This is a genomic window from Micromonospora craniellae (assembly GCF_014764405.1).
GTDB classification, from domain to species: domain Bacteria; phylum Actinomycetota; class Actinomycetes; order Mycobacteriales; family Micromonosporaceae; genus Micromonospora; species Micromonospora craniellae.
Window position 1 is genome coordinate 571,641 of the sequence record NZ_CP061725.1, and the last position, 23,374, is coordinate 595,014.

General features: G+C 74.0%; 27 protein-coding genes. 14 read left to right on the top strand and 13 right to left on the bottom strand.

Features of this window, described 5'->3' with window-relative positions; genetic code table 11:
* The first annotated feature begins 61 nt into the window (after positions 1 to 61).
* From ID554_RS32285 to ID554_RS02625, 4 genes are all read left to right on the top strand, one after another.
* A complete protein-coding gene (locus ID554_RS32285) occupies positions 62 to 184 on the top strand; it encodes a hypothetical protein (RefSeq protein WP_263407320.1) in 123 nt (40 codons plus the stop codon).
* Between the two features lie 75 nt (positions 185 to 259).
* A complete protein-coding gene (locus tag ID554_RS02615) occupies positions 260 to 1,222 on the top strand; it encodes a TIGR03557 family F420-dependent LLM class oxidoreductase (RefSeq protein WP_117227435.1) in 963 nt (320 codons plus the stop codon).
* Between the two features lie 52 nt (positions 1,223 to 1,274).
* Positions 1,275 to 2,906 carry a RecQ family ATP-dependent DNA helicase gene (locus ID554_RS02620; RefSeq protein WP_117227436.1) on the top strand — a complete coding sequence of 544 codons (1,632 nt, stop codon included), beginning with the start codon at positions 1,275 to 1,277 and terminating at the stop codon, positions 2,904 to 2,906.
* Positions 2,907 to 3,009: 103 nt separating this feature from the next.
* A complete protein-coding gene (locus tag ID554_RS02625; protein ID WP_117227437.1) occupies positions 3,010 to 3,513 on the top strand; it encodes a hypothetical protein in 504 nt (167 codons plus the stop codon).
* A 316-nt stretch (positions 3,514 to 3,829) separates the two neighbouring features.
* Here the strand turns inward: ID554_RS02625 and ID554_RS32290 are convergent, their stop codons facing one another.
* On the bottom strand, positions 3,830 to 4,255 hold the full coding sequence (locus ID554_RS32290; protein ID WP_233527401.1) for a hypothetical protein: 426 nt from the start codon (positions 4,253 to 4,255) through the stop codon (positions 3,830 to 3,832).
* Here ID554_RS32290 and ID554_RS32885 point away from each other — a divergent pair.
* Positions 4,221 to 4,943, top strand: coding sequence for a TetR/AcrR family transcriptional regulator (locus ID554_RS32885; RefSeq protein ID WP_396888529.1), 723 nt, complete (start codon positions 4,221 to 4,223; stop codon positions 4,941 to 4,943). The two genes, ID554_RS32290 and ID554_RS32885, sit on opposite strands and share 35 nt — an antisense overlap.
* Here ID554_RS32885 and ID554_RS02640 read toward each other — a convergent pair.
* The 8 genes from ID554_RS02640 to ID554_RS02675 are packed head-to-tail and all read right to left on the bottom strand — an operon-like array spanning position 4,826 to position 13,519.
* Positions 4,826 to 5,809 carry a DNA topoisomerase IB gene (locus ID554_RS02640; RefSeq protein WP_117227438.1) on the bottom strand — a complete coding sequence of 328 codons (984 nt, stop codon included), beginning with the start codon at positions 5,807 to 5,809 and terminating at the stop codon, positions 4,826 to 4,828. The two genes, ID554_RS32885 and ID554_RS02640, sit on opposite strands and share 118 nt — an antisense overlap.
* Positions 5,793 to 6,746: a glycosyltransferase family 9 protein gene (locus tag ID554_RS02645; RefSeq protein ID WP_117227439.1), complete on the bottom strand. Its 954-nt coding sequence runs from the start codon at positions 6,744 to 6,746 to the stop codon at positions 5,793 to 5,795. The genes ID554_RS02640 and ID554_RS02645 overlap by 17 nt, the downstream gene beginning before the upstream one ends.
* Entirely contained in the window at positions 6,743 to 7,438 is a 696-nt protein-coding gene (locus tag ID554_RS02650; RefSeq protein WP_117227440.1) for an SDR family oxidoreductase, read from the bottom strand. The genes ID554_RS02645 and ID554_RS02650 overlap by 4 nt, the downstream gene beginning before the upstream one ends.
* The gene (locus ID554_RS02655; protein ID WP_117227572.1) at positions 7,435 to 8,865 is read right to left on the bottom strand and encodes a PfkB family carbohydrate kinase; all 1,431 of its coding nucleotides are present in this window, start codon (positions 8,863 to 8,865) and stop codon (positions 7,435 to 7,437) included. The genes ID554_RS02650 and ID554_RS02655 overlap by 4 nt, the downstream gene beginning before the upstream one ends.
* 10 nt (positions 8,866 to 8,875) lie before the next feature.
* Entirely contained in the window at positions 8,876 to 9,577 is a 702-nt protein-coding gene (locus tag ID554_RS02660) for a D-sedoheptulose-7-phosphate isomerase (RefSeq protein WP_117227573.1), read from the bottom strand.
* Complete coding sequence (locus tag ID554_RS02665) at positions 9,574 to 10,788, bottom strand: glycosyltransferase (RefSeq protein ID WP_117227441.1); 1,215 nt, start codon at positions 10,786 to 10,788, stop codon at positions 9,574 to 9,576. The genes ID554_RS02660 and ID554_RS02665 overlap by 4 nt, the downstream gene beginning before the upstream one ends.
* Positions 10,779 to 11,750, bottom strand: a complete 972-nt coding sequence (locus ID554_RS02670) for a glycosyltransferase family protein (RefSeq protein ID WP_117227442.1) — start codon at positions 11,748 to 11,750, stop codon at positions 10,779 to 10,781. Before ID554_RS02670 ends, ID554_RS02665 begins: the two co-directional genes overlap by 10 nt.
* Positions 11,747 to 13,519 (bottom strand): HAD-IIIA family hydrolase, encoded by a 1,773-nt coding sequence (locus tag ID554_RS02675; protein ID WP_117227443.1) that lies wholly within the window; start codon positions 13,517 to 13,519, stop codon positions 11,747 to 11,749. The genes ID554_RS02670 and ID554_RS02675 overlap by 4 nt, the downstream gene beginning before the upstream one ends.
* A 168-nt stretch (positions 13,520 to 13,687) precedes the next feature.
* Here ID554_RS02675 and ID554_RS02680 point away from each other — a divergent pair, with 168 nt between their 5' ends.
* Positions 13,688 to 14,134: an SRPBCC family protein gene (locus ID554_RS02680; protein WP_117227444.1), complete on the top strand. Its 447-nt coding sequence runs from the start codon at positions 13,688 to 13,690 to the stop codon at positions 14,132 to 14,134.
* 86 nt (positions 14,135 to 14,220) lie between these two features.
* On the top strand, positions 14,221 to 14,988 hold the full coding sequence (locus tag ID554_RS02685) for a polyprenol monophosphomannose synthase (RefSeq protein ID WP_117227445.1): 768 nt from the start codon (positions 14,221 to 14,223) through the stop codon (positions 14,986 to 14,988).
* Positions 14,989 to 15,043: 55 nt separating this feature from the next.
* On the opposite strand, the gene ID554_RS02690 is transcribed toward ID554_RS02685, so the two are convergent.
* Positions 15,044 to 16,657, bottom strand: coding sequence for a phytoene desaturase family protein (locus ID554_RS02690; protein ID WP_117227446.1), 1,614 nt, complete (start codon positions 16,655 to 16,657; stop codon positions 15,044 to 15,046).
* Positions 16,658 to 16,726: 69 nt separating this feature from the next.
* Here ID554_RS02690 and ID554_RS02695 point away from each other — a divergent pair, with 69 nt between their 5' ends.
* Positions 16,727 to 18,160: an aldehyde dehydrogenase family protein gene (locus tag ID554_RS02695; protein ID WP_117227574.1), complete on the top strand. Its 1,434-nt coding sequence runs from the start codon at positions 16,727 to 16,729 to the stop codon at positions 18,158 to 18,160.
* Between the two features lie 59 nt (positions 18,161 to 18,219).
* On the opposite strand, the gene ID554_RS02700 is transcribed toward ID554_RS02695, so the two are convergent.
* Entirely contained in the window at positions 18,220 to 18,621 is a 402-nt protein-coding gene (locus tag ID554_RS02700; RefSeq protein WP_117227447.1) for a ChaB family protein, read from the bottom strand.
* Between the two features lie 149 nt (positions 18,622 to 18,770).
* Here ID554_RS02700 and ID554_RS02705 point away from each other — a divergent pair, with 149 nt between their 5' ends.
* The 5 genes from ID554_RS02705 (at position 18,771) to ID554_RS02725 (ending at position 21,415) form a co-directional block, all read left to right on the top strand.
* Complete coding sequence (locus ID554_RS02705) at positions 18,771 to 19,751, top strand: YihY/virulence factor BrkB family protein (RefSeq protein ID WP_117227575.1); 981 nt, start codon at positions 18,771 to 18,773, stop codon at positions 19,749 to 19,751.
* Positions 19,752 to 19,797: 46 nt separating this feature from the next.
* Entirely contained in the window at positions 19,798 to 20,214 is a 417-nt protein-coding gene (locus tag ID554_RS02710) for a DUF2795 domain-containing protein (protein ID WP_117227448.1), read from the top strand.
* Between the two features lie 49 nt (positions 20,215 to 20,263).
* A complete protein-coding gene (locus ID554_RS02715) occupies positions 20,264 to 20,725 on the top strand; it encodes an SRPBCC family protein (protein WP_117227449.1) in 462 nt (153 codons plus the stop codon).
* Positions 20,726 to 20,835: 110 nt separating this feature from the next.
* Positions 20,836 to 21,093: a hypothetical protein gene (locus ID554_RS02720; protein ID WP_117227450.1), complete on the top strand. Its 258-nt coding sequence runs from the start codon at positions 20,836 to 20,838 to the stop codon at positions 21,091 to 21,093.
* Positions 21,094 to 21,202: 109 nt separating this feature from the next.
* On the top strand, positions 21,203 to 21,415 hold the full coding sequence (locus tag ID554_RS02725) for a hypothetical protein (RefSeq protein WP_117227451.1): 213 nt from the start codon (positions 21,203 to 21,205) through the stop codon (positions 21,413 to 21,415).
* 5 nt (positions 21,416 to 21,420) lie between these two features.
* Here ID554_RS02725 and ID554_RS02730 read toward each other — a convergent pair whose 3' ends face one another.
* On the bottom strand, positions 21,421 to 21,867 hold the full coding sequence (locus ID554_RS02730; RefSeq protein WP_117227452.1) for a hypothetical protein: 447 nt from the start codon (positions 21,865 to 21,867) through the stop codon (positions 21,421 to 21,423).
* 139 nt (positions 21,868 to 22,006) lie between these two features.
* On the opposite strand from ID554_RS02730, the gene ID554_RS02735 reads away from it, so the two are divergent.
* Entirely contained in the window at positions 22,007 to 22,381 is a 375-nt protein-coding gene (locus ID554_RS02735) for a DUF6401 family natural product biosynthesis protein (protein ID WP_117227453.1), read from the top strand.
* Positions 22,382 to 22,432: 51 nt separating this feature from the next.
* Here ID554_RS02735 and ID554_RS02740 read toward each other — a convergent pair whose 3' ends face one another.
* Positions 22,433 to 23,299, bottom strand: coding sequence for a mechanosensitive ion channel family protein (locus tag ID554_RS02740; RefSeq protein ID WP_117227454.1), 867 nt, complete (start codon positions 23,297 to 23,299; stop codon positions 22,433 to 22,435).
* Positions 23,300 to 23,374 lie beyond the last annotated feature (75 nt).

A 23,374-nucleotide genomic window follows, 5' to 3' on the forward strand; every position in this document is an offset into this window, starting at 1 on the left:
CATCGAATAGTCAATAAACCTTACAGTTGCCCTGGGGGCGCTCTGCCAGCAGAGTGCGGAGATGGACCTGCTGCTGCTCGCCGACGCGACGAGCCCGGCCGACATCCCCGGCGTACGCCTGCTCGGCCTGGTGGTGGGCGGTCTGCTGCTGCTCGTGGCCCTCCGGGCGATGTTCCGGCGCTGACGTCGCGACCGGGTGTGACCCTCCCCCGCCGGGGTACCGCCTGACCCTGGACACCATCACGGCGAGGGGGCACCCATGAAGATCGGCTATTTCCTGTCCACCGAGGAGTACCCGCCGGAGCAGTTGCTGGCGCAGGCGCAGGCCGCCGAGCGCGCCGGCTTCCAGGCGCTCTGGATCTCCGACCACTATCACCCCTGGACGGACGCGCAGGGCCAGGCCCCGTTCGTCTGGTCGATGATCGGCGCGCTGAGCCAGACCTGCCGCCTGCCGGTCACCACGGCGGTGACCTGCCCCACCGTCCGGATCCATCCGGCGGTGCTGGCCCAGGCGGCGGCGACCAGCGCCGTGCTGCACGACGGCCGGTTCGTGCTCGGGGTGGGCTCCGGCGAGGCGCTCAACGAACACATCCTCGGCGACCACTGGCCGCAGGCCGGCGTCCGGCTGGAGATGCTGGAGGAGGCGGTCGAGGTGATGCGGAAGCTGTGGGACGGCGGCTTCGTCAACCACTACGGCAAGCACTACCGGGTGGAGCACGCCCGGATCTACACGCTGCCCGAGACGCCCCCGCCGATCTACGTCTCCGCCTTCGGCCCCAAGGCGGTGGAGATCGCCGCCCGTATCGGCGACGGCTTCGTCAACACCATGCCAGACGCCGAGCTGGTGGGCCGGTTCCGGGACAACGGCGGTGGCGACAAGCCGTGCCAGGCCGGTTTCAAGGCGGCGTACGCGCCGACCGTGGAGGAGGGCATGCGGCTGGCGTACGAACGCTGGCCGACCGAGGCGATCCCCGGCGAGCTGTTGCAGGTGCTGCCCTCGCCCCGACACTTCGAGCAGGCCGCCCAACTGGTCGATGTGGAGGCGATGCGGGAGGCGTTCGTCTGCGGCAACGACGCCGACGCACACCTCGCCAAGATCGACGCGTACGCGAAGGCCGGCTTCGACGAGGTCTACGTCGCCAACACCGGACCGGACTGGCAGGGGCTGATGGACCTGTATCAGCGCGACGTGCTGCCCCGGCGCAGCGCAGCGGCGACGTAGCGAGACAGGCCGGTGTTTCGGTCCCGGTCCGGCCGGGTACCTGCGGCCCTCGATGAAGCTCACCACGCACTCGATGTCGTTGCGCCGCGCGGCGCGCAGCCTGTTCGGCTGGTCCACCCTGCGCCCCAACCAACTGGCCGCGATGCGCGCGGTGATGCGGCGGCGCGACGCGTTGGTGGTGCTGCCCACCGGCGCCGGCAAATCGGCGATCTATCAGATCCCGGCGAGCCTGATTCCCGGCCCGACCGTGGTGATCTCCCCGCTGCTCGCCCTGCAACAGGACCAGATCGCCGCGCTCAACGAGCGGCAGCGGGCGGAGTTGCGGGCGGTCCGGATCAGCTCGGACGAGTCACCGGCCCAGCAGGCCGAGGCGATCGCCGAGATCCGCGACGGGCGGGCGGAATTCCTCTTCATCACCCCGGAGCAACTGGCCAACCCGGAGCGGCTGGCCGAGGTGCGTGCGTTGAAACCGGCGCTGGTCGCGATCGACGAGGCGCACTGCATCTCGGCCTGGGGGCACGACTTCCGGCCGGACTACCTGGCGCTCGGTCAGCTCATCGAGGGCATCGGACGGCCACCGGTGGTGGCGCTGACCGCCACCGCCTCCCCACCGGTACGCGACGACATCGTGGCCCGGCTGCGGCTGCGCGATCCCGAGATCGTGGTGTCCGGACTGGACCGGCCGAACCTCTTCTTCGAGGTGGCGCACTGCCCCACCGAGGACTACCGGTGGCGACGGCTGATCGCCCTGCTGCGTGACGACGAGCGTCCGGGCATCATCTACGTACCCACCCGGCGGGCGGCCGAGGAACTCGCCGCCCGGCTGACCGACGCCGGTTTCCCGTCGCAGCACTACCACGGTGGCATGGCGGCCACCGCCCGCGCCCGGCTGCACGAGGCGTTCCTCGCCGACCAGGTGCCGATCATGGTGGCCACGTCGGCGTTCGGCATGGGTATCGACAAGCCGAACATCGCCTGGGTGGTGCACATGGCGCTGCCCGACTCGCCGGACAGCTACTTCCAGGAGATCGGCCGGGCCGGACGCGACGGCCAGCCGGCCCGCGTCCTGCTGCTCTGGCAGGCCGAGGACGTGGGGCTGCAACGCTTCTTCAGCGGTGGCCTGCCCGACGCCACCGAGCTGCGCGACCTGGCCGCCCTGCTGCGCCAGGGGCCGGCCACCAGAAAGGAACTGCGCGAGGTGACCGGGCTGGGGCCGCGCAAGCTCGGGCAGTACCTGGCCCTGCTGGAGCAGGTCGGTGCGGCGCAGCCCCGCGCCGGGCAGCGGATCGCCGCGCCGCGCTACTCGCCGACTCCGGTGAAGGCCGCCGAGGCGGCCGTGGCCGAGGCCGAGCGGCAGCAGAACCTGACCCGTTCGCGGACCGACATGATGCGGGCCTTCGCCGAGACCACGGCCTGCCGGGGGCAGACCCTGCTGGCCTATTTCGGCGAGCAGATGACCCAGATCTGCGGGCACTGCGACAACTGCCACGCCGGTACCAGCACCGCCGACGACGGCGCGGTGGGTCCGTTCCCGGTACACAGCCAGGTGCGGCACCCGGAGTGGGGCGCCGGCCTGGTGCTCAGCTACGAGGACGACCGGATGACGGTGCTCTTCGACGAGGTCGGGTACAAGACGCTGTCGGTCAGCGTGGTGTCCGAACAGGGACTGCTGACGCTGGACTAACCTGAGCCCGCCGCGATGGCGGCGGGGACATACCGGGCCCGGCGCCGCCAGCAAGGGCGGCGCGTGACCGGGGACCTGGACGACGGACGGGAGAGGCACGGTCGTGATCGAAGAGCCGACGTACACCGCTTTCGGTTTCTCCGACGAGGAGTGGGGGCTCCTGGTCGGCCTGCCGCAGGCGGTGCTCACCGCGGCGAGCGCCGCGGAGTCCGACGGCACCCGGGCGACGATGGCCGAGAGCGCGGCCGGGCTGGAGACCATCTCCGCCGGCCGGGAGTCGGCCAGCCCGCTGGTGGCCGCGGTGGCCGGGGAGATCGTGACCCGGGTGGGCGACCCGGAGACCGGCGAGGAGTTGCCGGTGATCGCGCCGGACGACCCGCGCGCGTACGCCGAGGACGTGCTGGGCCGGGCCAAGGCCGCCGCGGCGCTGCTGGCGGAGAAGGTGGACGAGGGCGAGGCCGGCGCGTACCAGCACTGGTTGGTGGAGATCACCGACCAGGTGGTGGGTGCGGCCACCAGCGGCGGCATCCTCGGCCTCGGCGGCAGCCAGGTCAGCCCCTCCGAGCGGCGCTTCCGGGACCGACTGGCCCAGGTGCTCAACGACTGAGCGACGGGCCACCGAGCAGGGGGCGACGCCCGTCGGGCGTCGCCCCCTGAGTCGTGCGGATTCGGGAGTACGGGCCAGCAGCCCGAACGCCGCCGACAGCCAGGACACCGCCAGCAGGAACAGCAGCAGCACCCCGGCGGCGGCCAGCCAGCGCAACGGTTCCACGGCGGGCCGGAACCCGATGGCGACGGCGACGGCCAGCACCAGCACGGTGGAGACCGTGTTGCGCGCGATGCTGGCCACCACATGACCGCCGATGATGGAGGTCGCGCCGACATCCATCATCACCGCCGTCTGCGATCCGCGTACCGCCAGCTCAGACATGGGCCACCTGCCGTTTCGCGGGCACCGGAGTGCCGGTGAGGGTGAGGAAGACGTCGTCGAGGGTCGCCTCCCGGACGGTGAACCGGACCACCCCGTGACGGTCCGGATCGATCTCGTCGAGCAGGGCGCGCACCTGCGGCGCACTACCGTCGGTGGCCACCGACAGGGCAAGCCGGTCCGGGTCCCGGCCGGTGACCCGGTCGCCCAGCAGCCCGGCCGCGGAAGTGAGCGACGGCTCCGACGTCGAACTGCCCGAGAACGTCGCGCTCGCCTGGGGGCTGTGCGAGCGTCCGAGCCGTGGCCCGAAGCGCGGCCTCAGCCTGGAGCAGGTGGTCGCCGCCGGGATCCAGGTCGCCCAGTCGGAGGGGCTCGGCGCGGTGTCGATGAGCCGCGTCGCCCGTGAGCTGGGCGCGGCCACGATGTCGCTCTACCGGTACGTGCCGACCAAGCACGACCTGCTCGACCTCATGGTCGACACCGCGTACGGGCCGCCCCCGCGACCACGTGCGCCGGACGAGGGCTGGCGCCCCGCGCTGACCCGCTGGGCCGAGGGGAACCTGACCGCGTTGCGTCGACAGCCGTGGATCCGGCACGTGCCGATCAGCGGCCCCCCCGATCAACCCCAACCAGGTCCGCTGGCTGGAGTACGGGCTGGCCGCCCTGGCCGGTATCGGCCTGCGCGGCACCGAGCGGCTCTCCACCATCATGCTGGTCAGCGGGTACGCCCGGAGCTGGGCCACCACCACCGCCGACCTGATGGAGGCGGCGGTCCGCAGCGGGCAGACCCCCGACCAGGTGGGCCTGCACTACTGGCGGCACCTGGCCCGGCTCACCGCCGACGGGCCGTACCCGGCGATCCACGAGCTGATGGCCGAGGACGACGACGAGGACGACTACGTCGACGCCGAGTGGCGGTTCGGGCTCGGTCGGGTGCTCGACGGCGTCGATGCGATGATCCGGTCCCGCACACCGGACGCACGGTGACTGCTCAGGACCGGTCCAGCAGGTCGAGTACGGCGCGTTCGGCCTGCTCGCGGTCAGTGTCCCGGGTGACCGGCACCACCACGCCGTCGTGGAACAGGTCGACCACCCGAGGGTCCACGTAGGACGTGCGGGCCACCGTCGGGGTGTTGCCGAGCAGCTCCGCCACCCCGCGCATCACGCCGGCCACCGCCCGCCGTCGCGCGGTGACCGACCTCGGCGGCCCGAGCACGGCCAGCTCGGTGGCCGCCCGGACGGTGGCGTGCCAGGTGCGGAAGTCCTTCGCGGTCATCTCGCCGCCGCTGGCGTCGCGCAGGTAGTCGTTGACCTCGTCGGCACGCACATCCCGCCACTGCCGGCCGTCCCAGTAGCCGAACAACCGCTCCGCCTCCCGGCGACGGCGACGCAGGTGGGTCAGCACCCGGCACAGCTCCGGGTCGGAGACCTGGCGTACCTGCGCGATGCCGCCCTTGGCCGGGAACTCGAAGACCACGCAGCCCTGGCGGGCCCGGGCGTGTTCGGGACGGAGGGTGGCGACACCGAACGTCGGGTCGTCCCCGACCGCGTACTGGTCGCTGCCGACCCGGAAGGTGCCCATGTCGAGCAGCCGGGTCACGGTGGCCAGCACCCGCTCGCGGCGCAGTCCCCGCCCGGTCAGGTCGTGGCCGACCCGTTCGCGCAGCACCGGCAGCCGGCGGGCCACCTCCAGCACGTGGTCGAACTTGGCCTCGTCCTGCCGCTGCCGCCACAGCGGGTGGTAGAGGTACTGCTTGCGGCCGGCCGCGTCGATCCCGATGGCCTGGATGTGCCCGGTCGGGTGCGGCGAGATCCACACCTGGCGCCAGGCCGGCGGGATGACCAGGGCGCGCAGCCGGGCCAGCTCGTCCGGGTCACGCACCGGCTCGCCGTGCGGGTCAAGGAACGACCAGCCCGGACCGCGTCGCCGGCGACCGTATCCCGGCCGACCTGGATCACTACGCCGCAACCGCACGGTCCGCCCGCACCACCCGTTCCACCTCCTCGACGGCGGCCAGCACCGCGTCGACCTCGACGGCGACGACCGCCGGGTGAGCGCCTACCCCGTCCCGGGGCCGGCATTCTTCGGGCCCGGCCCAGAGCACCCGGTGTCGCCGTCGCTCCGGCGGCGGCCCCCACCTGGCGGGCGGAACCGGGCCGAAGATCACCACCGACGGGGTGCGGTATCCGGTCGCCAGGTGCGCCACCCCGGTGTCCCCGCTGACCACCAGTCGCGCCCCGGCGACCAGGGCGGCGAGCTGCCCGAGGTCGGTCCGCCCGGCCAGCACCGCGTCGGCGGGCAGCCCGGCGTCCTCCGCGACCCGCACGGCGGTGGCCCGCTCCCCCGTGCTGCCGGTCAGCACCACCCGGTGCCCCCGGCCGGTCAGCTCCCGGGCCACCGCGGCGTACCGCCCGGACGGCCAGCGCTTTGCCGCCATCTTCGAGCCGGGATGCAGCACCGTCACACCGGTCGGCATCGTCCCCGGCAGCGGACGCGCCAGGTCCAGGTCCGTCGGGTCGGCCGGGATCCCGTACCAGCGCAGCAGCCGGCACCAGCGGGCCACCTCGTGCTCCTGTTCGTCCCACGCGGGCCCGCCGGCGTGATCGGCCCGCGCGTCGGCGAAGGCGAACAGCCGGTCCGGGCCGGTGGTGGCGAGCAGCCGGTGCGAGCGGGGTCCCCGGCCGTGCAGGTTCACCGCCACCTCCACCGGCCCTTCGGTTGCCCCGAGCCGGTCCAGCCCGTCGGTGGGCAGCAGCCGGTCGATCCCGCCGACCAGCTCGACCAGCGGCCCGAGCCAGGCCGGCGCGGCGAGCACCAGTTCGCGGTCCGGGTACGCCGCCCGCAACGCCCGCAACGCCGGGACCGCCGTGGCGAGGTCACCGACGCCGAGGGCACGCAGGGCCAGGATCACGGGTACGAGGTCTCCTGCTCGGCGCAGACCACCATCTCGCGTACCGCGCAGCCGGTCGGCTGGGAGAGCGCGAACATGACGGCGGCGGCGGTGTCCGCCGGGTCGTTGAGGATCGCGTCCGGCCCCGGGCGGTACTGCGTGTCGCGGTCGTCGAAGAAGGCGGTCCGCATGCCACCCGGGATCAGCAGCGTGACGTTCACCGACCCGGCCAGCTCGGCGGCGAGGGCGCGGGTGAACCCGACCACGCCGAACTTCGCCGCGCAGTACGCCGTCGCGTCACTGACCGCCTTCACCCCGAGGGTGGACGCCACCGTGACGATGCTGCCCCGGGCGGCCGCCAGGAACGGCAGGGCGGCCCGGATCACCGCGGCGGTGGCCAGCAGGTCCACCGTGACGATCCGGTCCCAGGTCTTGCCGGGCACGTCGGCCAGCCGACCGGGCACGTCGATGCCGGCGGCGGTGACCACCGCGTCCAGCCCGCCCTCGCGCTCGGCGAGTTGTCGGGTGGCGGCCTCCGCCGCGCGGGTGTCCGCCAGGTCGCACTCGACCCAGGCCACCCCGTCGCCGGGCGCCTGCCGGTCCAGCACCAGGGGCCGCCCACCGGAGCGGGCCACCGCCGCCACCACCGCCGCGCCCAACCCACTGGACCCGCCGGTGACCAGCACGGTGCGTCCGGTGCCCGGCGCGCTCATCGGAACACCCCCACGCCGGTACGGGCCGCCGTCGCGGCGATCATCTCGGTGGTGGACCGGCCGTCCAGGTACGGCACCACCACGGTGTGGCCGCCCCAGCGGCGCAGGATCTCGGCCTCGGGCAGGCAGTCGCCCTCCCCTGTGGCGTAGTCCCCGCCCTTGACCCAGATGTCCGGGCGTAGCCAGGACAGCGCCGCCGCCGGGGTCGACTCGTCGAAGATCATCACCGCGTCGACGCAGCTCAGCGCCGCCAGCAGGCGACTGCGGTCGTCCTGCCGCACCACCGGCCGGTCCGGCCCCTTGAGGCCGGCGACACTCGCGTCGGAGTTGAGGCACACCACCAGGCAGTCGCCGAGTTGCCGGGCGGCCTGGAGGGTCGCCACGTGACCGGCGTGCAGCAGGTCGAAGCAGCCCCCGGTCGCCACGACCGTCCCCCCGGCGGCGCGGACCCGGGCCACCGCGGCGGCGGCCGCCGCCACCCCCACCCGGTCACCGGCCACCGCGGTGTGCACCGCCTGCGGCGCCCGCCGCACCGGCGGCGGCAACGCGGTCGCCACTCCCCCCTCCGCCACGTACGCCGACGCCTCGGTCACCGCCTCCTGCACCGCCTCGGAGAGCAGTGCCCCCCGTCCCAGGGCCAGGCCGGCGGCCACGGCGAAACGGTCCCCCGCCCCGCAGGTGTCGCCCTCGGCAGCCACCGGCGTCGGCACCACCAGCGGGGTCGACCCGGCGTGGCTGAGCAGTGCGCCGTCAGCGCCCAACGTCACCGCCACCGCACCGGCCCACCAGCGTTGCCGCAGGCGCTCGGCGCCATCGGCGGCGGTGGCCAGCCGGGTGGCGGCGGTCGGCGCCTCCACCAGTTCCTGCACCTCCGCCTCGTTCGGCGTGACCAGGTGCACCCCGGGCACCGCCGCCGGCCCGCGCGGATGCGGGTCCCAGACCACCGGTGCCCGGGTCGCCGCCAGGGCCGCCCGCAACGCGGGCTGCCGCGCCACCCCCCGGCCGTAGTCGCTGACCAGCACCACCGACGCCCGCTCGACGACGCGGAGCACCGCCTCGGCGGGCTCGCCGGGCGTCTGGGCACCGCCGCCCCGGTCGTGGCGCAGCAGCACCCGCCCGCCGGCTTGCAGCCGGATCTTCTCCGGCGTGGCCCCGGCCAGCCGCAACGGGTACACCTGCACCCCGGCGGCGGCCAGCAGCACCCCCAGCCGGGCCCCGCCCACGTCGTCGGCCAACGCGGTGACCAGCACCACCTCGGCACCCTGCGCGGCGGCGAAGACGGCGGCGAGCCCGGCGCCACCGGGCCGGTCGACGTGCGCGGTCTCGTCGAGCACCGGGACCGGCGAGTCAGGACAGAGCCGGTTCACCACACCCTCCACGTCCCGGTCGAGCAGGGTGTCGCCGATGACCACCACGGGTCCCCTCACGCTTGCCTCCTCACGCCTCGACCGGCCGGCCGGCCCCACCGTCCAGCACCACCTCGACCCCGGCGCGTACCGGGCCGACCGCCGGAGCGTCCGACGCCGCCGGCACCACCGGCGCCACGTACGCGGCCACCGCCGGCTGCTCGGCCATCGCCCGCTCCACGTACTCGCAGAGCAGGTGGCTGGAGACCAGGTGCAGCTCCTGCACGACCTGGGAGTCCGGGCAGTCCACCGCGAGCGCCTCGTGACAGGCGTCGGCGAGGGGGTTCGGCGCCGGCCCGGTGAACGCCCAGCACCGCAGCCCGGCCTGGCGGCCCGCCCGCGCGGCGGCCAGCAGGTTCGCGCTGCCGCCGCTGGTGGACAGCAGCAGCAGGACGTCGTCGGGACGGCCGTGCGCGCGGACCTGCCGGGCGAAGACCTCCTCGTAGCCGTAGTCGTTGCCGATCGCGGTCAGCGCCGAGGTCTCCGCGTGCAGAGCGATGGCGGACAGCGGCTGCCGGTCCTCGCGCAACTTGCCGACCAACTCGGCGGTGAGGTGCTGCGCCTCGGCGGCACTGCCCCCGTTGCCGGCCACCAGCAACCGGCCACCGGCGGTGAGGTGCTGCGCCAGGGCGGCCCCCCAGCGGGCCAGCAACGGCTCGAAACGCCGGTACGGCGGCAGTGCGTCGGCCAGGTGTGTCAGGTGTGCCTCCAGCGGATTGCGCGCCGGCATCAGGCCACCACCCGGGTCGGCCGGTGCACGGCGGCCACCTCGGCGTAGACCTCGGCGAGACGTTCCGCGGTCACCGTCCACGAGTAGTGCTGCCGAGCCCGCGCCCGGGCCGCGCCCGCGTACGCGAACCGGCGGATCCGGTCGTCGAGCAGCCCGGCCAGCGCCTCGCCGAGCGCCTTCGGGTCCCGGGCCGGCACCAGGTCCCCGGTCACCCCGTCGACCACGGTGTCGCGCAACCCGCCCACGGCGGTGGCCACCACCGGCACCCCGCAAGCCATCGCCTCCAGCGGAGTCAGGCCGAACGGCTCGTACCAGGGGGCGGCGACCAGGATGTCCGCCGACCGGTACCAGCGGCCCATCTCCTCCCTCGGCACCGCGCCGACCAGCCGGACCCGGTCGGCCACCCCGCAGCTACGGGCCAACGCGCGCAGCCTCCGGGCGTACGGATCGGTCTCCAGCAGCCCGGCGGGCGGACCGCCCACCACCACGCACTCGGCGTCGGGCACGTGCGCCATCGCGCGTACCACGGTCTGGAAGCCCTTGCGTTCCACCAGCCGCCCGACGGTGAGGATCCGGGCCCGTCCCGGCTCCCGTTCGGCGGTCGGGCCGAGCGGGGCGAACGTGCCCAGGTTCACCCCGGAGGGCACGACCGTCATCGCCGCGCGGGGCACCCCCATCCGGACCAGTTCGCCGACCTCGTCGCGGCATTGCGCGACCACCCGGTCCACCGACCGGCCGAGCTGGAGTTCGTAGCCGATCCGCCGGGCCGGACTGGTGTCCTGCACACCCTGGTGGCGGCGCTTGACCGTGCCGAGCGCGTGGTACGTCTGCACCACCGGCACGCCGACCTGCCGACCTGCCTGCACCGCCGCCAGCCCGCTCATCCAGAAGTGCGCGTGGATCACCTCGGGCGTCCAGTCGCCGCGCCAGCGCTCCACCAGCCAGGCGCCGAACGCGCGCATGTGCGGCAGCAGCGCGTCCTTGGCCACCGGCTCGGCCGGACCGGCGGACACGTGCACCACGTCGTAGCCGTCCCGGCTGCGCACGGTCACCGGCAGGTCCACCGCGTCGCGTCGGGTGTAGACGCGGACGTCGTGCCCGGCCGCGGCGAGCGCGGCGGAGAGTTCCGCGACGTGCGTGTTCTGGCCGCCGGCGTCCTCCCCGCCCAGGATGGCGAGCGGGCTGGCGTGCTCCGAGATCATCGCTATCCGCATACTTCCTCCTCCAGCAGCCGGTCCCAGTCGGCGAGGAAACGGGCGAGGCCGTAGCGTTCGCGGGCGGCGGTCCGGGCCGCCTGCCCCGCGAGCCGGGCCTGCTGCGGCTCGGCGACGAACCGGCCGGCGGCCTCCAGCAGCTCCTCGACGCGGGTGTCCAGGGCACCGGCCTCCGGCGGCACGGCCATCACCGCCTCGGTGCTGGCCAGCGCCACCACCGGCATGCCGATGCTCATCGCCTCGATCAGGCTCAGCCCGAGCGAGGTCCACCGGCACAGGTGCAGATACGCCCGGCGGCGCGCCAGTTCGGCGTGCATCCGATGCTGCGGGACGTCGTCGTGGCTGGTGAGGCGGTCGGCAGGCAGGCCGAGATGGTCGGCGAGCCCGGCCACCTTCAGGCCGAACACGTCCAGCGGGGCGATCTCGGCGAACCGGGGCAGCAGGTCGGTGCCGGTGACCCGCCACCGGCGTACCGGCTCGTTGATCACCACGGCCAGCCGGTCCAGCTCACCGGTGTACTCCACCGCCGGTGGCACGATGCCGTGGTCGACGACCGTGGTCCGGGTCGCGCCGGTGTCCCAGAACAGCTCGTTGAAGGCGGTCACGTGGGCGACGAGCAGGTCGTCGCGGTCGGCCATCGGGTGGCGGCTGTGCGGCACGTCCCCGTCCTTCGGGGTGTTGTGCTCGACGTAGATGGCCGGCACGTCCCGGCCCGGCCGGCGGCCCAGCCACCGCTGGGCCAGCTCCAGCTCCTCGGGGCGTTGCAGGACGACCACGTCGACGTCGGTGTCGCGCAACTGCTCCGGGCTCACCTCGGCGGCGCTGTTCGGCCAGGTGTACGTACGGGCCCGGCCCAGCCCGTACGGCCCCCGGTCCGGGGTGGCCGGGACCAGGTAGCGGTGTTTGCCGTGCACGAACGAGGTGGTCCACGAGCCGTGCACGTGCCAGAGCAGGATGTTCATCGGCCGCCCCCGGTGGACACCGCCGCACGGCGGGCGGGCGCCCGGCCCGGCGGTACACCCAGCAGCCGCAGCGCGTCGACGACCGCGCCCGGCTCGACCCCGCTGAGGCAGGGATGACCGGGCACCGGGCAGTGCGCGGCGCGGGTGTCGCGGCATCCGGCGGTGGCGTCGCCGAGGCGTACCGCCGGCACCCGCCAGGGTCCCCACTGCCCGAACGGAACGGTGGGGGCGAACAGGCTGACCACCGGCACCTCGGCCGCGGCGGCCAGGTGCGCCGGGCCGGTGTTGCCGACCACCAGCGCGCCGGCGCCGGCCACCACGGCGGCCAGTTCGGCGAGCCCGGTCCGGCCGCCGAGGTCGCGGGCGTGCCGACCGGCGACCTGGGCGGTGAGGTGGCGTTCCTGCGGGCCGCCGGTGACCACCACCCGGTGACCGGCGGCGGTCAGCTCCCGGGCGATCCGCTCGGCCAGCTCCGGCGGGCAGCCGCGCGCCTGCGCGTCCGACCCCGGATGCAGCACCACGTAGCCCGGCTCACCGGCTTCCGGTGGCGGTGCCGGCACCGGACGCAACCGCAGGCGCGGCTCGTCGTCGGCGGGCAACGCGTACCCGGCGGCGGCCGCCAGCGACAACGCGCGCTCGGCCTCCGGCACGCCGGCCGGCACCCGGTGCCGCACGTCCAGCAGGCTCCCCGGGTAGTCGTCGCTGATCGCGGCGATCCGCCTGACACCGGCCATCCGCAGCAGCAGGGCCAGCGGCAACGGCGACTGGTGGAACGAGGTGAAGACGACCGCTTCGTCGGCGGCGACGGCCGCCAGCCGGGCGGTCAGCGCGGCCATCTCGGCGGGATCGACGGGCGCGGGCGCCGGGTCGATCCAGGGCAGCCGGTGCTCCACGATCTCGTCGACGCCGGGCAGCAGCTCGGCGGCGGCCCGACCTCGCGGGCCGCAGAGCAGCACCACCCGGTCCGCCCCGGCGGCCACGGCTCGGATGCCGGGGCCGGTGACCAGTACGTCTCCGACCGAGTCCGATCGCACCACCAGCACCGTCCGGCCCCGCCGCGCAGCGGTGGTACGGGCCGGGGCGGTGGCGGCGGTGGACCGGATCCGCGCGGAGGCGTCCGGGCGTGCCGCGCCCTCGTCGGGCATGGGCGGCAGCGCCGGGCGGAGCGCCTGCTGACGGCGCAGGATCTCGTCCACCGCCGACGGCAGGTCGGCGGCCACCCAGCCGGCGGCGGCGATCTCCTCGGCCCGGGTGACCGGCGTGGGCACCAGGATGCCCGCCGCACCAGCGGCCAGCGCCGCGGTGACGTCCCGGCCGATGTCGCCGATCATGACGCAGCGGGCGGGCACGGTGCCGAGCGTCCGGGCGGCGGCGTGCACCAGCCCGGGTGCCGGTTTTCGGCAGGCACAGCCGTCCCCGTCGTCGTGCGGGCACACCTGCCACGAGTCGAAGGGGCCCAGCAGCGCCTCGACGCGACGACGCACCCGGTGCAGATCCGCTTCGGTGAACAGGCCCCGGGCCAGCCCGGACTGGTTGGTCACCACAGCGAGCCGCAGGCCGGCCGCGCGCAAGCGGTCCAGCGCGGCCCGCGCGCCGGGCATCGGCCGCACCTTGTCCGGGTCGCCGTTGTACGGCACGTCCTCGACCAGGGTGCCGTCGCGGTCCAGCAGCACCGCGTCGAACAGGACAGGCCCCGGTCCGGCCCGGTCGACGCCGGTCAGCACCCCGGCTGACCTGCGCTGATCCGGCTCCCCACGGTCCTGTCGCACGGGCGGCGGGTTCCCTGCGCCCCGAGGAGTAAACGTCGGCCGGGGCGTGGTCGACGGGCACCCGCGCCGACCGGCGCACCGCCGCTCCCGGGTGGCCTTACCCACGGCCCCCGAGAAGCTAACCCGTGGCGCCGTTAGCCGGGCCACCGACCTGGGTACGGCCTGTTCGTGGCGATCGTGGAGCGCATCATCGAGGCACCGGTACGGCAGGTCTGGGCGGTGCTGGCGGACGGGTGGACCTACAGCGACTGGGTGGTCGGCACCGCCCACATGCGCGACGTCGACGACGACTGGCCACGGGTGGGCGCGCGGCTGCACCACCGGGCCGGTCCCTGGCCCTTCTCCCTGGAGGACTCCTCCCAGGTGCTGGAGTGCGAGCGGGAGCGCAAGCTGGTGCTGCGGGTGAAACTCTGGCCGGCGGGTGAGGGCGTGGTGGTCTTCAGCCTGGAACCGGTCGGGCCGCACAGCACCCGGGTGCTGCTCGGTGAGGACTTCGCCGCCGGTCCGCTGCGATGGCTGCGCACCAAGATCAACGACCTGGTGCTGCACCAGCGCAACAAGGAGACGCTGAGTCGGCTCGCGGACATCGCCCGCCGGCAGAAGGCACCGGACTGACCTGGGCGGGGGGAGCCGATTCCCCCTGGAACGGACAAGTGGCTACGCTCACGGGGAAGCCTGTCCGCAGACCGAGGATGTCCTCCATGATCGAACCCGTCCAGTTACCCACGCCGTGGGCGGACGCGCGCCTGACCGTCGTGGTACCGACCTACAACGAGGCGGGCAACCTGCCGCTGGTGGTCGAGCGTCTGCTCGCCCTGCCGCTGCCGGGCCTGAAGGTACTGGTCGCGGACGACAACTCCCCGGACGGCACCGGTGAGGTGGCGGACAAGCTGGCCATCGAGCACCCGGAGCGGATCGAGGTCGTGCACCGGGCGGGCAAGGAGGGACTCGGCCGGGCGTACGTGGACGGGATCAGCCGGGCGCTCGACGGCGGGGCCGAGTACGTGGCCCAGATGGACGCCGACCTGTCCCACCCGCCGGAGGCGCTGCCGGGAATGCTCGGCGCGCTGCTGTCCACCCAGGCCGGCGTGGTGATCGGTTCCCGGTACGTGCCCGGCGGCGAGCTGGACGAGAACTGGCCGCTGTACCGGCGGGCGCTCAGCGGCTGGGCCAACCTGTACGTGCACACGCTGCTGCGGGTGCGTATCCGGGACCTGACCGCCGGGTTCAAGATCTGGCGGGCCGACGCGCTGCGCGACATCGGACTGGAGCGGGTGCAGTCCAACGGCTACAGCTTCCAGGTGGAGATGCACTATCTCGCCACGAAGCTGGGGCACACCATCCTGGAGGTGCCGATCCGCTTCGAGGAGCGGCGCGACGGCGACTCGAAGATGACCACCGCTACCAAGATCGAGAGCGCGTTGATGCCGTTCAAGCTGCGTACCCGGCATCGCAACATCGAGCGCTGAGCCACCGCGCGGGCCACGACCGGCCGCGTCGCGGCGGCCGGCCCGCCGCGACGCGTCAGCGGTACACGGCCCGGTGCGCGGTGTCCACGGCCCGGCGGTAGACACCGCCGGTGAGTGTCCGGTCCCGGGCCAGGGCGGCCCGGGCCGCGTTCGCCCCCGGCGCCCCGTGCACCCCACCGCCGGGGTGGGCCGACGCACTGGCCAGATAGAGCCGGTCGACCGGGGTGTCCGCGCGGCCTAGTCCGGGCACCGGGCGCAGAAACAGTTGCTGGTAGGGCGCGGCGGTGCCGCCACCGAGGGCACCGCCGACCAGGCTCGGGTTGGCCTCCTCCAGATCGGCCGGCCCGGCCACGTGCCGGCCCACCACGAGGCTCCGGAAGCCGGGCGCGGCGGACTCCAGCACCGCCTCCATCCGCTCCACGTGGCCGACCACCTCCTCGGTGCGCCAGTGCCGGCGGAACGGCAGGTGTGTGTACGCCCAGAGCGACTCGGTGCCCGGCGGCGAGTGACCGGGGTCGGCCACCGACATCTGCCCGACCAGCAGGAACGGGTCGGGAGGCAGCTCACCTCGGGCGAGCGTGGCGGCGTAGCCGGTCAGCCCGCCGAGATCCGCCCCGAGGTGCACGGTGCCGGCGGTGGCCAGCCGCCGGTTGCTCCACGGCACCGGCCCGGACAGCGCCCAGTCCACCTTCAGCGTCGAACCGTCCCAGCGGAAGTGCGTAAGGTCCGCCACCAGCCTCGGCGGCAGCGCCGCCGCGCCGACCAGATCCAGGTAGAGCGCGGGTGCGGGCACGTCGGCCAGGACCGCCCGGCGGGCCCGGTAGAGCCCGCCGTCGATCGTGCGCACCCCCATCGCCCGGCCCCGGGCCACCAGGACCCGGTCCACCCGGGCGTCGTGGCGGATCCGGCCGCCCCGCTCGGTCAGCCGGGCCACCAGCGCGTCGGTGATCTTCTGCGCCCCGCCCGTCGGCACCGGCCAGCCGACCTGCTGGCCGAGCATGACCAGCAGCCAGCCGTACACGCCGGAGCCGGCGTCCTCGGTGGACAGGTCGGTGTGCAGCGCGGAACCGGCCAGCAGTGCCGGCCCACCGGCACCGGCGAACATCTCCTCGCCGAGGCGGCGCACCGGCAGGACCATCCGCCGGGCCAGTCGCAGCGCGCCACCGGTGCGCAGCCGACGCAGCACGTCCAGACCGGGGCGTACCGGCGGGAACGGGGTGGTGATCAGGTCCAGCATCGGGCCGGCGACGTGCTGCCACTCGGCGTACGCGGTCAGCCAGCGCTCGCCGTCGCCGGGCGCGAACTCCTCCAGCGACGTCGCGGTGACGTCGGGATCGCGGTTGAGCAGGGCGGCCCGACCGTCCGGGAAGAGGTGGGCCAGCACATCCGGGGCATGTCGCCAGGCCAGCCCGTACCGGGTCAGGTCGAGCCCGCGCAGGACCTTGGAGGCGTAGCCCAACGGGTAGAAGGAGCTGTAGAGGTCGCTGAGGTAACCGGGAGCGGTCACCTCGGCCGAACGCACCGCCCCACCCGGCGCGCCGGTCGCCTCCAGCACCAACACGTCCCAGCCCGCGTCGGCGAGCAGGTTCGCGGCGACCAGACCGTTGTGGCCGGCGCCGACGACGACCGCGTCGGCCTGCTCGGCGCCGAGAGAACCGGACGACATCATCCACCGACGCTACCCGGGCCCAACCGGGCGAAACGTTTGCCCGGCACCCATCGGGGCATGCAGCGCGTCATGTACACGGTTGCGCAGCTCATCGGCGGGGTGTGGGGGGCCGGCGGGGAGGCCGGTGACCTGGTGGTGCACGACCCGGCCACCGGTGCCCCGGTGACCGGCGCACCGGTCGCAGGCGCGGACGAGGTCGGCAAGGCGGTCGCGGCGGCGCGCGGCGTGGCCGCCGAGTGGGCCGCGACGCCTCCGGCCGAGCGGGCCGCCGCGCTGCACCGGGCCGCCGACGCGGTGGCCGCCGCCGCCGACGAGTTGGCCGAGGCGACCACCGCCGAGATGGGCAAGCCGCTCGCCGACGCCCGGGGCGGCGTCGAGGCCGGCATCGCCACCCTTCGCCAGTACGCCGAACTCGCCCCGACCCGGGGCGGGCGGACCCTGCACGGCGCACCCGCCGCACTGGACTTCATGGCACCGCAGCCGCGTGGCGTGGTGGCCGTCATCACCCCGTGGAACGACCCGGTCGCGGTGTCGTGCGGGCTGCTCGGCGCCGCCCTCGTCACCGGCAACGTGGTGCTGCACAAGCCGAGCGAACGCACCCCGGCGACCGGGTGGCTGCTGGCCCGCGCGTTCGACTCGGCACTACCGGCCGGCGTGCTCTCGCTGCTGACCGGAGGGGCGGAGACCGGGGCGGCGCTCGCCGGGGCCGAGGTGGACGTGGTGGCGCACGTCGGGTCCACCGCCACCGGCCGCGCCGTCGCCGCGGCGGCGGCCCGGACCGGCGCCAAGGTGCTGCTGGAGAACGGCGGCAGCGACCCGCTGATCGTGGACGCGGACGTGGACCCGGTCTGGGCCGCCGGGCAGGCCGCGACCGGCGCGTTCGCCAACGCGGGGCAGATCTGCGTCGCGGTGGAACGCGTCTACGCGCATCGGGACGTCGCCGAGGACTTCGTCGCCGCGCTGGTGGAGCGGGCGAACGCGTTGCGCGTCGGGCCGGGCCGCGATCCGGCCACCGGCCTGGGCCCACTGGTCGACCGGCGGCACCGCGACCGGGTGCACGGGCAGGTGACCGCTGCGGTGGCCGACGGGGCGCGGATCCGGGTCGGCGGGACGCTGCCGGAGGGGCCGGGCGCCTTCTACCCGGCCACCGTGCTGGACAACTGCCGGCACGACATGGCGCTGCTGCGGGAGGAGACGTTCGGGCCGGTCGCGCCGGTGGTGGTGGTCGACTCGTTCAGCGAGGCGCTGCGGTGTGCCGCCGACTCGCCGTACGGGCTGGCGGCGACGGTGCTGACCGGGTCGATGAGTCACGCCCAGCGGGCCTGGCGGGAGCTGCCGGTGGGCACGGTGAAGGTGAACGCGGTCTTCGGCGGCGCCCCGGCCGGGGCGGCCCACCCGCGTCGGGGCAGCGGCCAGGGCTTCGGCTACGGGCCGGAACTGCTCGACGAGTTCACCGCCACCAAGGCGGTGCACATCGAGGCACCCGGGGGTGGGCACTGGTGAATTACCGAGGGCCCCGACCCACGCCGGTGACGGCGGGATCGGGGCCCTCGGTGCGACGGTCAGTCGCCGCGTGCCTTGGCGGTCTGCCGGTTGTTGGCCTTCTGGATGGCCGTGACCAGTTCCGGCTTGGTCATGCTCGACCGGCCCCGCACGTCCAGTTCGCGGGCCCTGGCCAGCAGGTGCTCCTTGGGGGCGTTCGCGTCCACCCCACCGGCGGTGGCTGCCCGCCGTTCCGGGCCGCCCCCGGCGGCCTGCCGGTCGCTCGGGCCCTTGCGACCCTTGGGCTCCCAGTGGTCGCCCACCTTCTCGAACTCGTGCTTGACCGCGGCGAAAGCGGTCCGGTGCGCCCGCTCCCCCTCGCCGTACGTCTCGACGGCCGAATCGTGTGTCTTCTCCCAGGTCCGCTGGGCCTTGTCCGGGGAGCGCCGCAGCGTGCTGGGCAGTACCTCGCGCCCGGGCATCTCGATCCTCCTCCGTGTTCGTGCCATTCGGACTGGCGTTCCCCGGCCCGGCGGTGGTAAACCTCGGCACCCGGTTTGCCGCCGCACGGGCGGGGGTACCGGCCGGGCCACCCGGCGTACCCGGTGCCGGTCGCCAGCAGGGAGCGGTGATGACCACGACGAACCCGGACGCCCCGGCCACCGAGCCGCCGGTGTCGGCGCTACCCGGCCGGATCCGGCAGTTGCGCTGGTCGACCTGGCGCGGTGTGTTGATCCGCAGCGGCCGCAACTACCTGCGGGACAACTGCACCGACTCGGCCGCCGCGCTCACCTACTACGGGGTGCTCGCGCTCTTCCCCTCCACCGTCGTGGTGGTCGCCCTGGTGGGGTTGGTCTCCGACGGGGAACGCACCGTCGACACCGTGCTCGACCTGGCCCGGGACGTCGGGGCGGGGTCGGTGGTGGCCAACGAGAACTTCGTCGGTGTGGTCCGGGGCGTGGTGGACCAGAACAGCTCGGCGGGCGTACTGCTCAGCTTCGGCCTGCTCGGCGCGCTCTGGTCGGCCTCGAACTTCATCGCATCGTTCACCCGCGCCTCGAACACCATCTACGGGGTGGCCGAGGGTCGGCCGGTGTGGAAGCTGCGGCCGCTCCAGCTCGGGTTGGCGGCGCTGTCGCTGATCCTGCTCGCCGCGGTCGCCGCCGGCCTGATCGTCAGCGGCCCGGTCGCGGACGCGGTCGGTGACCTGGTGGGCGCCGGGGACGCGGCCCGTACCGCCTGGTCGGTGGCGAAGTGGCCGGCGCTGGCGATGATCGCGATGCTGCTGATGTCGATGCTGTTCTGGGTGGCGCCGAACGTCCGCCAGCCCCGGTTCCGGTGGCTCACCCCCGGTGGGGCGGTGGCGCTGGTCACCTGGGCGTCGGGTTCCTTCGGCTTCGGCCTGTACGTGGCCAACTTCGGCTCGTACGACACCACCTACGGCAGCCTGGGCGCGGTGATCGCGTTCCTGGTCTGGCTCTACCTGTCCAATTCCGCCCTGCTGCTCGGCGTGCAGATCAACGCGGAGTTGCAACGCGGACGGCAGCTCCAGTCGGGTGCGAGCGACCCCGAGGGGCCCGTCCTGCCGCCACGGTCGCCGGCCGCTTCGTGACCCGGTGCCGGGTTTATCACCCACCCCGCCGGGTAGCGCAGGAGGCATGGAACGCGGCAGCAGCAAGCACGCACCGAGAGTCGACGACCAGATGGAGCAGGAGGTCAGCGGCCTGGTACAGGGGCCGGGGACCGGTGGCTCGCGGGTCGACGAGTTCCGGGTGCCGGAACCTGCGGGCGAGGACCAGCCGGAGGCGACCACCGTCGTCGGCGGCGAGAGTCGCAGCGGCACACCGCAGGGCATGACGTCCGAGGACGTGGAGGCCCGTAGCCAGCTGGGACGGTTCATCACGATGACCGCCCTGCCCGGGGACCGGGCGGCCCTGCTCGCCAACGCGCGGGAGAACGAGGCGCCGGCCGACCTGCTCGCCGAGTTGGAGCGCCTGCCGGAGGGCACCCGCTACCAGACGGTGTCCGAGGTCTGGGCCGCGCTCGGTCACAAGAACGAGACGACGCGCTGGTGAGGGCGGCCTGCTGCGGCAAGCCCCCGCACCGGCGCAGGAGAGGATCCTGATGAGTGGCGTAACCGAGCACGTCGACGTGGCCGTCCCGGTGCGGACGGCGTACGACCAGTGGACGCAGTTCGAGGAGTTCCCCCACTTCATGGAGGGCGTCGAAGAGGTCCGTCAACTCTCCGACACGCTCACCCACTGGACCGTGGAGATCGCCGGGGTCAAGCGCGAGTTCGACGCCGAGATCACCGAACAACTGCCCGACGAGCGGGTCGCCTGGCGCTCGACCGGCGGCACCCAGCACGCCGGGGTGGTCACCTTCCACCGGCTCGACGAGCAGAGCAGCCGGGTCAGCCTCCAACTGGAGTTCGACCCGCACGGTGTCCTGGAGCAGGCCGGCGACAAGCTCGGCGTGGTGGACCGCAGGGCAAAGGGTGACCTGCAACGATTCAAGCAGTTCATCGAGCGGCGCGGTCAGGAGACCGGCGCCTGGCGAGGCACCGTCGACCGCCCGCAGCCCTGATCCCTTCTCGCACCTTCCCGACGGCCGCCGCTCACCCGGCGGCCGTCGCCGTTGCCGGTGGCGACGGCGGTCTGCCGTTTGGCGGGTGCGGACGGGGGTAGGGCGAGGGTATGAGCGACGACAGGGTGTGGCGTGACGATGAACGGCTGCCGTTGGAGGAACTGGACCGGGCGGTCGCCCGGTCCACGCTCGACGGGCAGTCCGACGACGTGACCGGGAACGACGCCGGTGAGGAGGCCGCCTTCGGCCACGGCCCGGAGGCCGCCGACCGGGGTGTCCAGGTGCCCGGCACCGGCCGCGAGCCCACCGACCCCGACCGCGCCCACCGGCCCTCCACCACCGGCCGTACCGGCCCGGACACCCTCTGACAGCACCACCGGGTCACCGCCGTTCCGGACGGGGCAGGATTCGGACGGGTCGGGCAGAATCGGCCGTTCGGCTGACGGCAACACCGCGACAGCGCGCAAGACTTTCGGGATGCATCAGGGCTCCGGCTTCCTCTCCACGCGTCAACGCCGCCTGGCATGGCTCGGCTTCGTGCTCGCCGCCGCTCAGGCGCCCGTCTCCGCCCGGTTCTCCGAGGACAGCTCCTGGCTGTTCAGCCTCTGCGTCGCGCTGATGGTCGCGACTGTGATCATCGCTGACGACGCCGCGCGCCGCCGTCCGGCGGACGCCCGCTCGTCGGAGTAACCGCCTCAACCGGGTTCCTGCGGGCGGGCCTCGTGACCCGCTCGACCACGGGTACGACGCCGTTCCTTCATCTCCGCCTCGTACAGGTGCCGCCGGCCCCCGACCAGCTCGTCGCGGGCCGCCCGGTCCAGGTCACGGAAGAGCGCGTAGTACCCGTCGTCGAAGTCCTCGACGATCTGGAACGTCCAGCGACCCGCGATCACGTTCCGGCCCACCATCTCCTCGGCGATCCGGTCGGCGATCGTGCCGTGACCGGCCGCGCGGAACATCCGGACCGCCTCGTCCAGCATCAGGTCGGCGTGGCCGATGCGCTGGTGCATCGAATAGAGCTCGCCACGGGCGCGCTCCACACACTCCAGCGCCTCGCTGAGCTTGCCGAGCGCAGCGACCGTGTCGTCGCTCACACCGGCAGGTCGCCGGTGCTGCTCGTCGGGCGCGTCGCTGGTGTCCATTCGTGCCTCCCTGCTGCCGTCGCTGCCCGGATGGGGCGGTCGCGCCGGGTCCGGGCACCCGGCGCGACGACCGGCCGACCCCCTGACCAGCCGAGCGGCCGAGGGTGCCACCGGTCCGAGTTGGCTAGATTCGTTCCCCATGCGCGTGCCGTCGAACCGGGTTCGGACCCGGACCGCCGTCGAGGAGAACCGGTCCACGCTGATGGCGCTCGCCACCACCGTGGGTCTCGACGGGCTCGCCGCCGCCGGCGCCCTGCCCGGCCTGCTCACCATGGTCGACCAGCACGCTGCCGCGGTGCGGGACAGCCTGCACGGCGACCGTCGGCCGCTGACCGCCGCGGCGCTGGCCGGCTACGCCGAGGGGCTCCGTGCCGCCGCCGACGAGCACGGCTGGCAGCCGCCGACCGCCCCGGTCGAGTGGGCCGAGGCGGACTGGGTGCTGCTGCGGCTGCTCGCCGTCTGCGCGCTGACCGCCGCGCTGGACACTCCGACCCCGCAGCCGCCTCCGCTGTGACGCCGACGGGTGCCCGCCGTGCGGCGGACACCCGTCATGCTTCGCGTACGGTCACCGACCGAACTGCTGGGTCTCGTCACCCGGGTTGCCGGACTGGTACGTACCCCGTCCCCCCGACATCGAGGACTCCTGTCCCCGTGACATCGCCTGGGTACGCTCGGCGCCCGCCCGGTCGGCCATCTGCCGCTGCATGTCGCCGCGTCCGGACTGGGTGCCCTGCCGCTGTTCCCGGACGGCCCGCGACTCCTCCGCAATTCGGTGGAGCCAGCCGTCCCAGCGGTTCTGCATCGGCTTGACCAGACCACCGCCCACGCCGACGATCAGGATGCCGGCCACCGTGGCGAGCACCGCGATCAGGACCGGAGTGGTGACGGTGGTGGCGATGCCCACCTGGTTCAGCGCCGCGATCACGCCGAGCGCGATGATGAAGACCGCCGTCAGGTCGGCCAGCACCCGCCCGTACGACAGACCGCCCAGCGCACCGCTGACGAGGTCCCGTACCGCGTTGGCGATCGCCGCGGCGATGACCACGATGACGATCGCCACGAACGCCCGGGGCAGCCAGGCCACCACACCGCCGATCAGGTTGCTGATCGCGTTCGGACCCCAGACCCCGAAGGCGAACTGAAGCGTGAACAGCAGTACGGCGTAGTACGCCAGCCGCGCCAGGATGTCACTGGCGTCGTACCTGGTCCGTTCGAGCGCGCGCTTGATGCCGCCCCGTTCGACCGCGCGATCGAACCCCACCCGTTCCAGAACCGCATCAACGATCTTTAGTACGGCTCTCGCGATGAGCCATCCGACCACCAGGATCGCGATGAACGCGATGGCCCTCGGTACGAACAGCAGCACCGACCTCCACATGTCGGCCACAGCGTCACCGATGTCGACCTGCCTGGCCGCCAGGGTTTCCGGCATGATGTCCCTCCTGTCGCATGGACTAGCCCCGCGCGCTTACCCCAACGCCGGGACAGCACGCCGCGCAGGTCACCT

What these genes read in the sequence shown, in the direction of transcription:
- ID554_RS32285 (WP_263407320.1), top strand. Translation starts at nt 62, where the DNA reads ATGGACCTGCTGCTGCTCGCCGACGCGACGAGCCCGGCCGACATCCCC.
- ID554_RS02615 (WP_117227435.1), top strand. Translation starts at nt 260, where the DNA reads ATGAAGATCGGCTATTTCCTGTCCACCGAGGAGTACCCGCCGGAGCAG.
- ID554_RS02620 (WP_117227436.1), top strand. Translation starts at nt 1,275, where the DNA reads ATGAAGCTCACCACGCACTCGATGTCGTTGCGCCGCGCGGCGCGCAGC.
- ID554_RS32885 (WP_396888529.1), top strand. Translation starts at nt 4,221, where the DNA reads ATGAGCCGCGTCGCCCGTGAGCTGGGCGCGGCCACGATGTCGCTCTAC.
- ID554_RS02650 (WP_117227440.1), bottom strand. Translation starts at nt 7,438, where the DNA reads ATGAGCGCGCCGGGCACCGGACGCACCGTGCTGGTCACCGGCGGGTCC.
- ID554_RS02665 (WP_117227441.1), bottom strand. Translation starts at nt 10,788, where the DNA reads ATGCGGATAGCGATGATCTCGGAGCACGCCAGCCCGCTCGCCATCCTG.
- ID554_RS02670 (WP_117227442.1), bottom strand. Translation starts at nt 11,750, where the DNA reads ATGAACATCCTGCTCTGGCACGTGCACGGCTCGTGGACCACCTCGTTC.
- ID554_RS02685 (WP_117227445.1), top strand. Translation starts at nt 14,221, where the DNA reads ATGATCGAACCCGTCCAGTTACCCACGCCGTGGGCGGACGCGCGCCTG.
- ID554_RS02690 (WP_117227446.1), bottom strand. Translation starts at nt 16,657, where the DNA reads ATGATGTCGTCCGGTTCTCTCGGCGCCGAGCAGGCCGACGCGGTCGTC.
- ID554_RS02695 (WP_117227574.1), top strand. Translation starts at nt 16,727, where the DNA reads ATGTACACGGTTGCGCAGCTCATCGGCGGGGTGTGGGGGGCCGGCGGG.
- ID554_RS02700 (WP_117227447.1), bottom strand. Translation starts at nt 18,621, where the DNA reads ATGCCCGGGCGCGAGGTACTGCCCAGCACGCTGCGGCGCTCCCCGGAC.
- ID554_RS02705 (WP_117227575.1), top strand. Translation starts at nt 18,771, where the DNA reads ATGACCACGACGAACCCGGACGCCCCGGCCACCGAGCCGCCGGTGTCG.
- ID554_RS02710 (WP_117227448.1), top strand. Translation starts at nt 19,798, where the DNA reads ATGGAACGCGGCAGCAGCAAGCACGCACCGAGAGTCGACGACCAGATG.
- ID554_RS02715 (WP_117227449.1), top strand. Translation starts at nt 20,264, where the DNA reads ATGAGTGGCGTAACCGAGCACGTCGACGTGGCCGTCCCGGTGCGGACG.
- ID554_RS02720 (WP_117227450.1), top strand. Translation starts at nt 20,836, where the DNA reads ATGAGCGACGACAGGGTGTGGCGTGACGATGAACGGCTGCCGTTGGAG.
- ID554_RS02725 (WP_117227451.1), top strand. Translation starts at nt 21,203, where the DNA reads ATGCATCAGGGCTCCGGCTTCCTCTCCACGCGTCAACGCCGCCTGGCA.
- ID554_RS02730 (WP_117227452.1), bottom strand. Translation starts at nt 21,867, where the DNA reads ATGGACACCAGCGACGCGCCCGACGAGCAGCACCGGCGACCTGCCGGT.
- ID554_RS02735 (WP_117227453.1), top strand. Translation starts at nt 22,007, where the DNA reads ATGCGCGTGCCGTCGAACCGGGTTCGGACCCGGACCGCCGTCGAGGAG.
- ID554_RS02740 (WP_117227454.1), bottom strand. Translation starts at nt 23,299, where the DNA reads ATGCCGGAAACCCTGGCGGCCAGGCAGGTCGACATCGGTGACGCTGTG.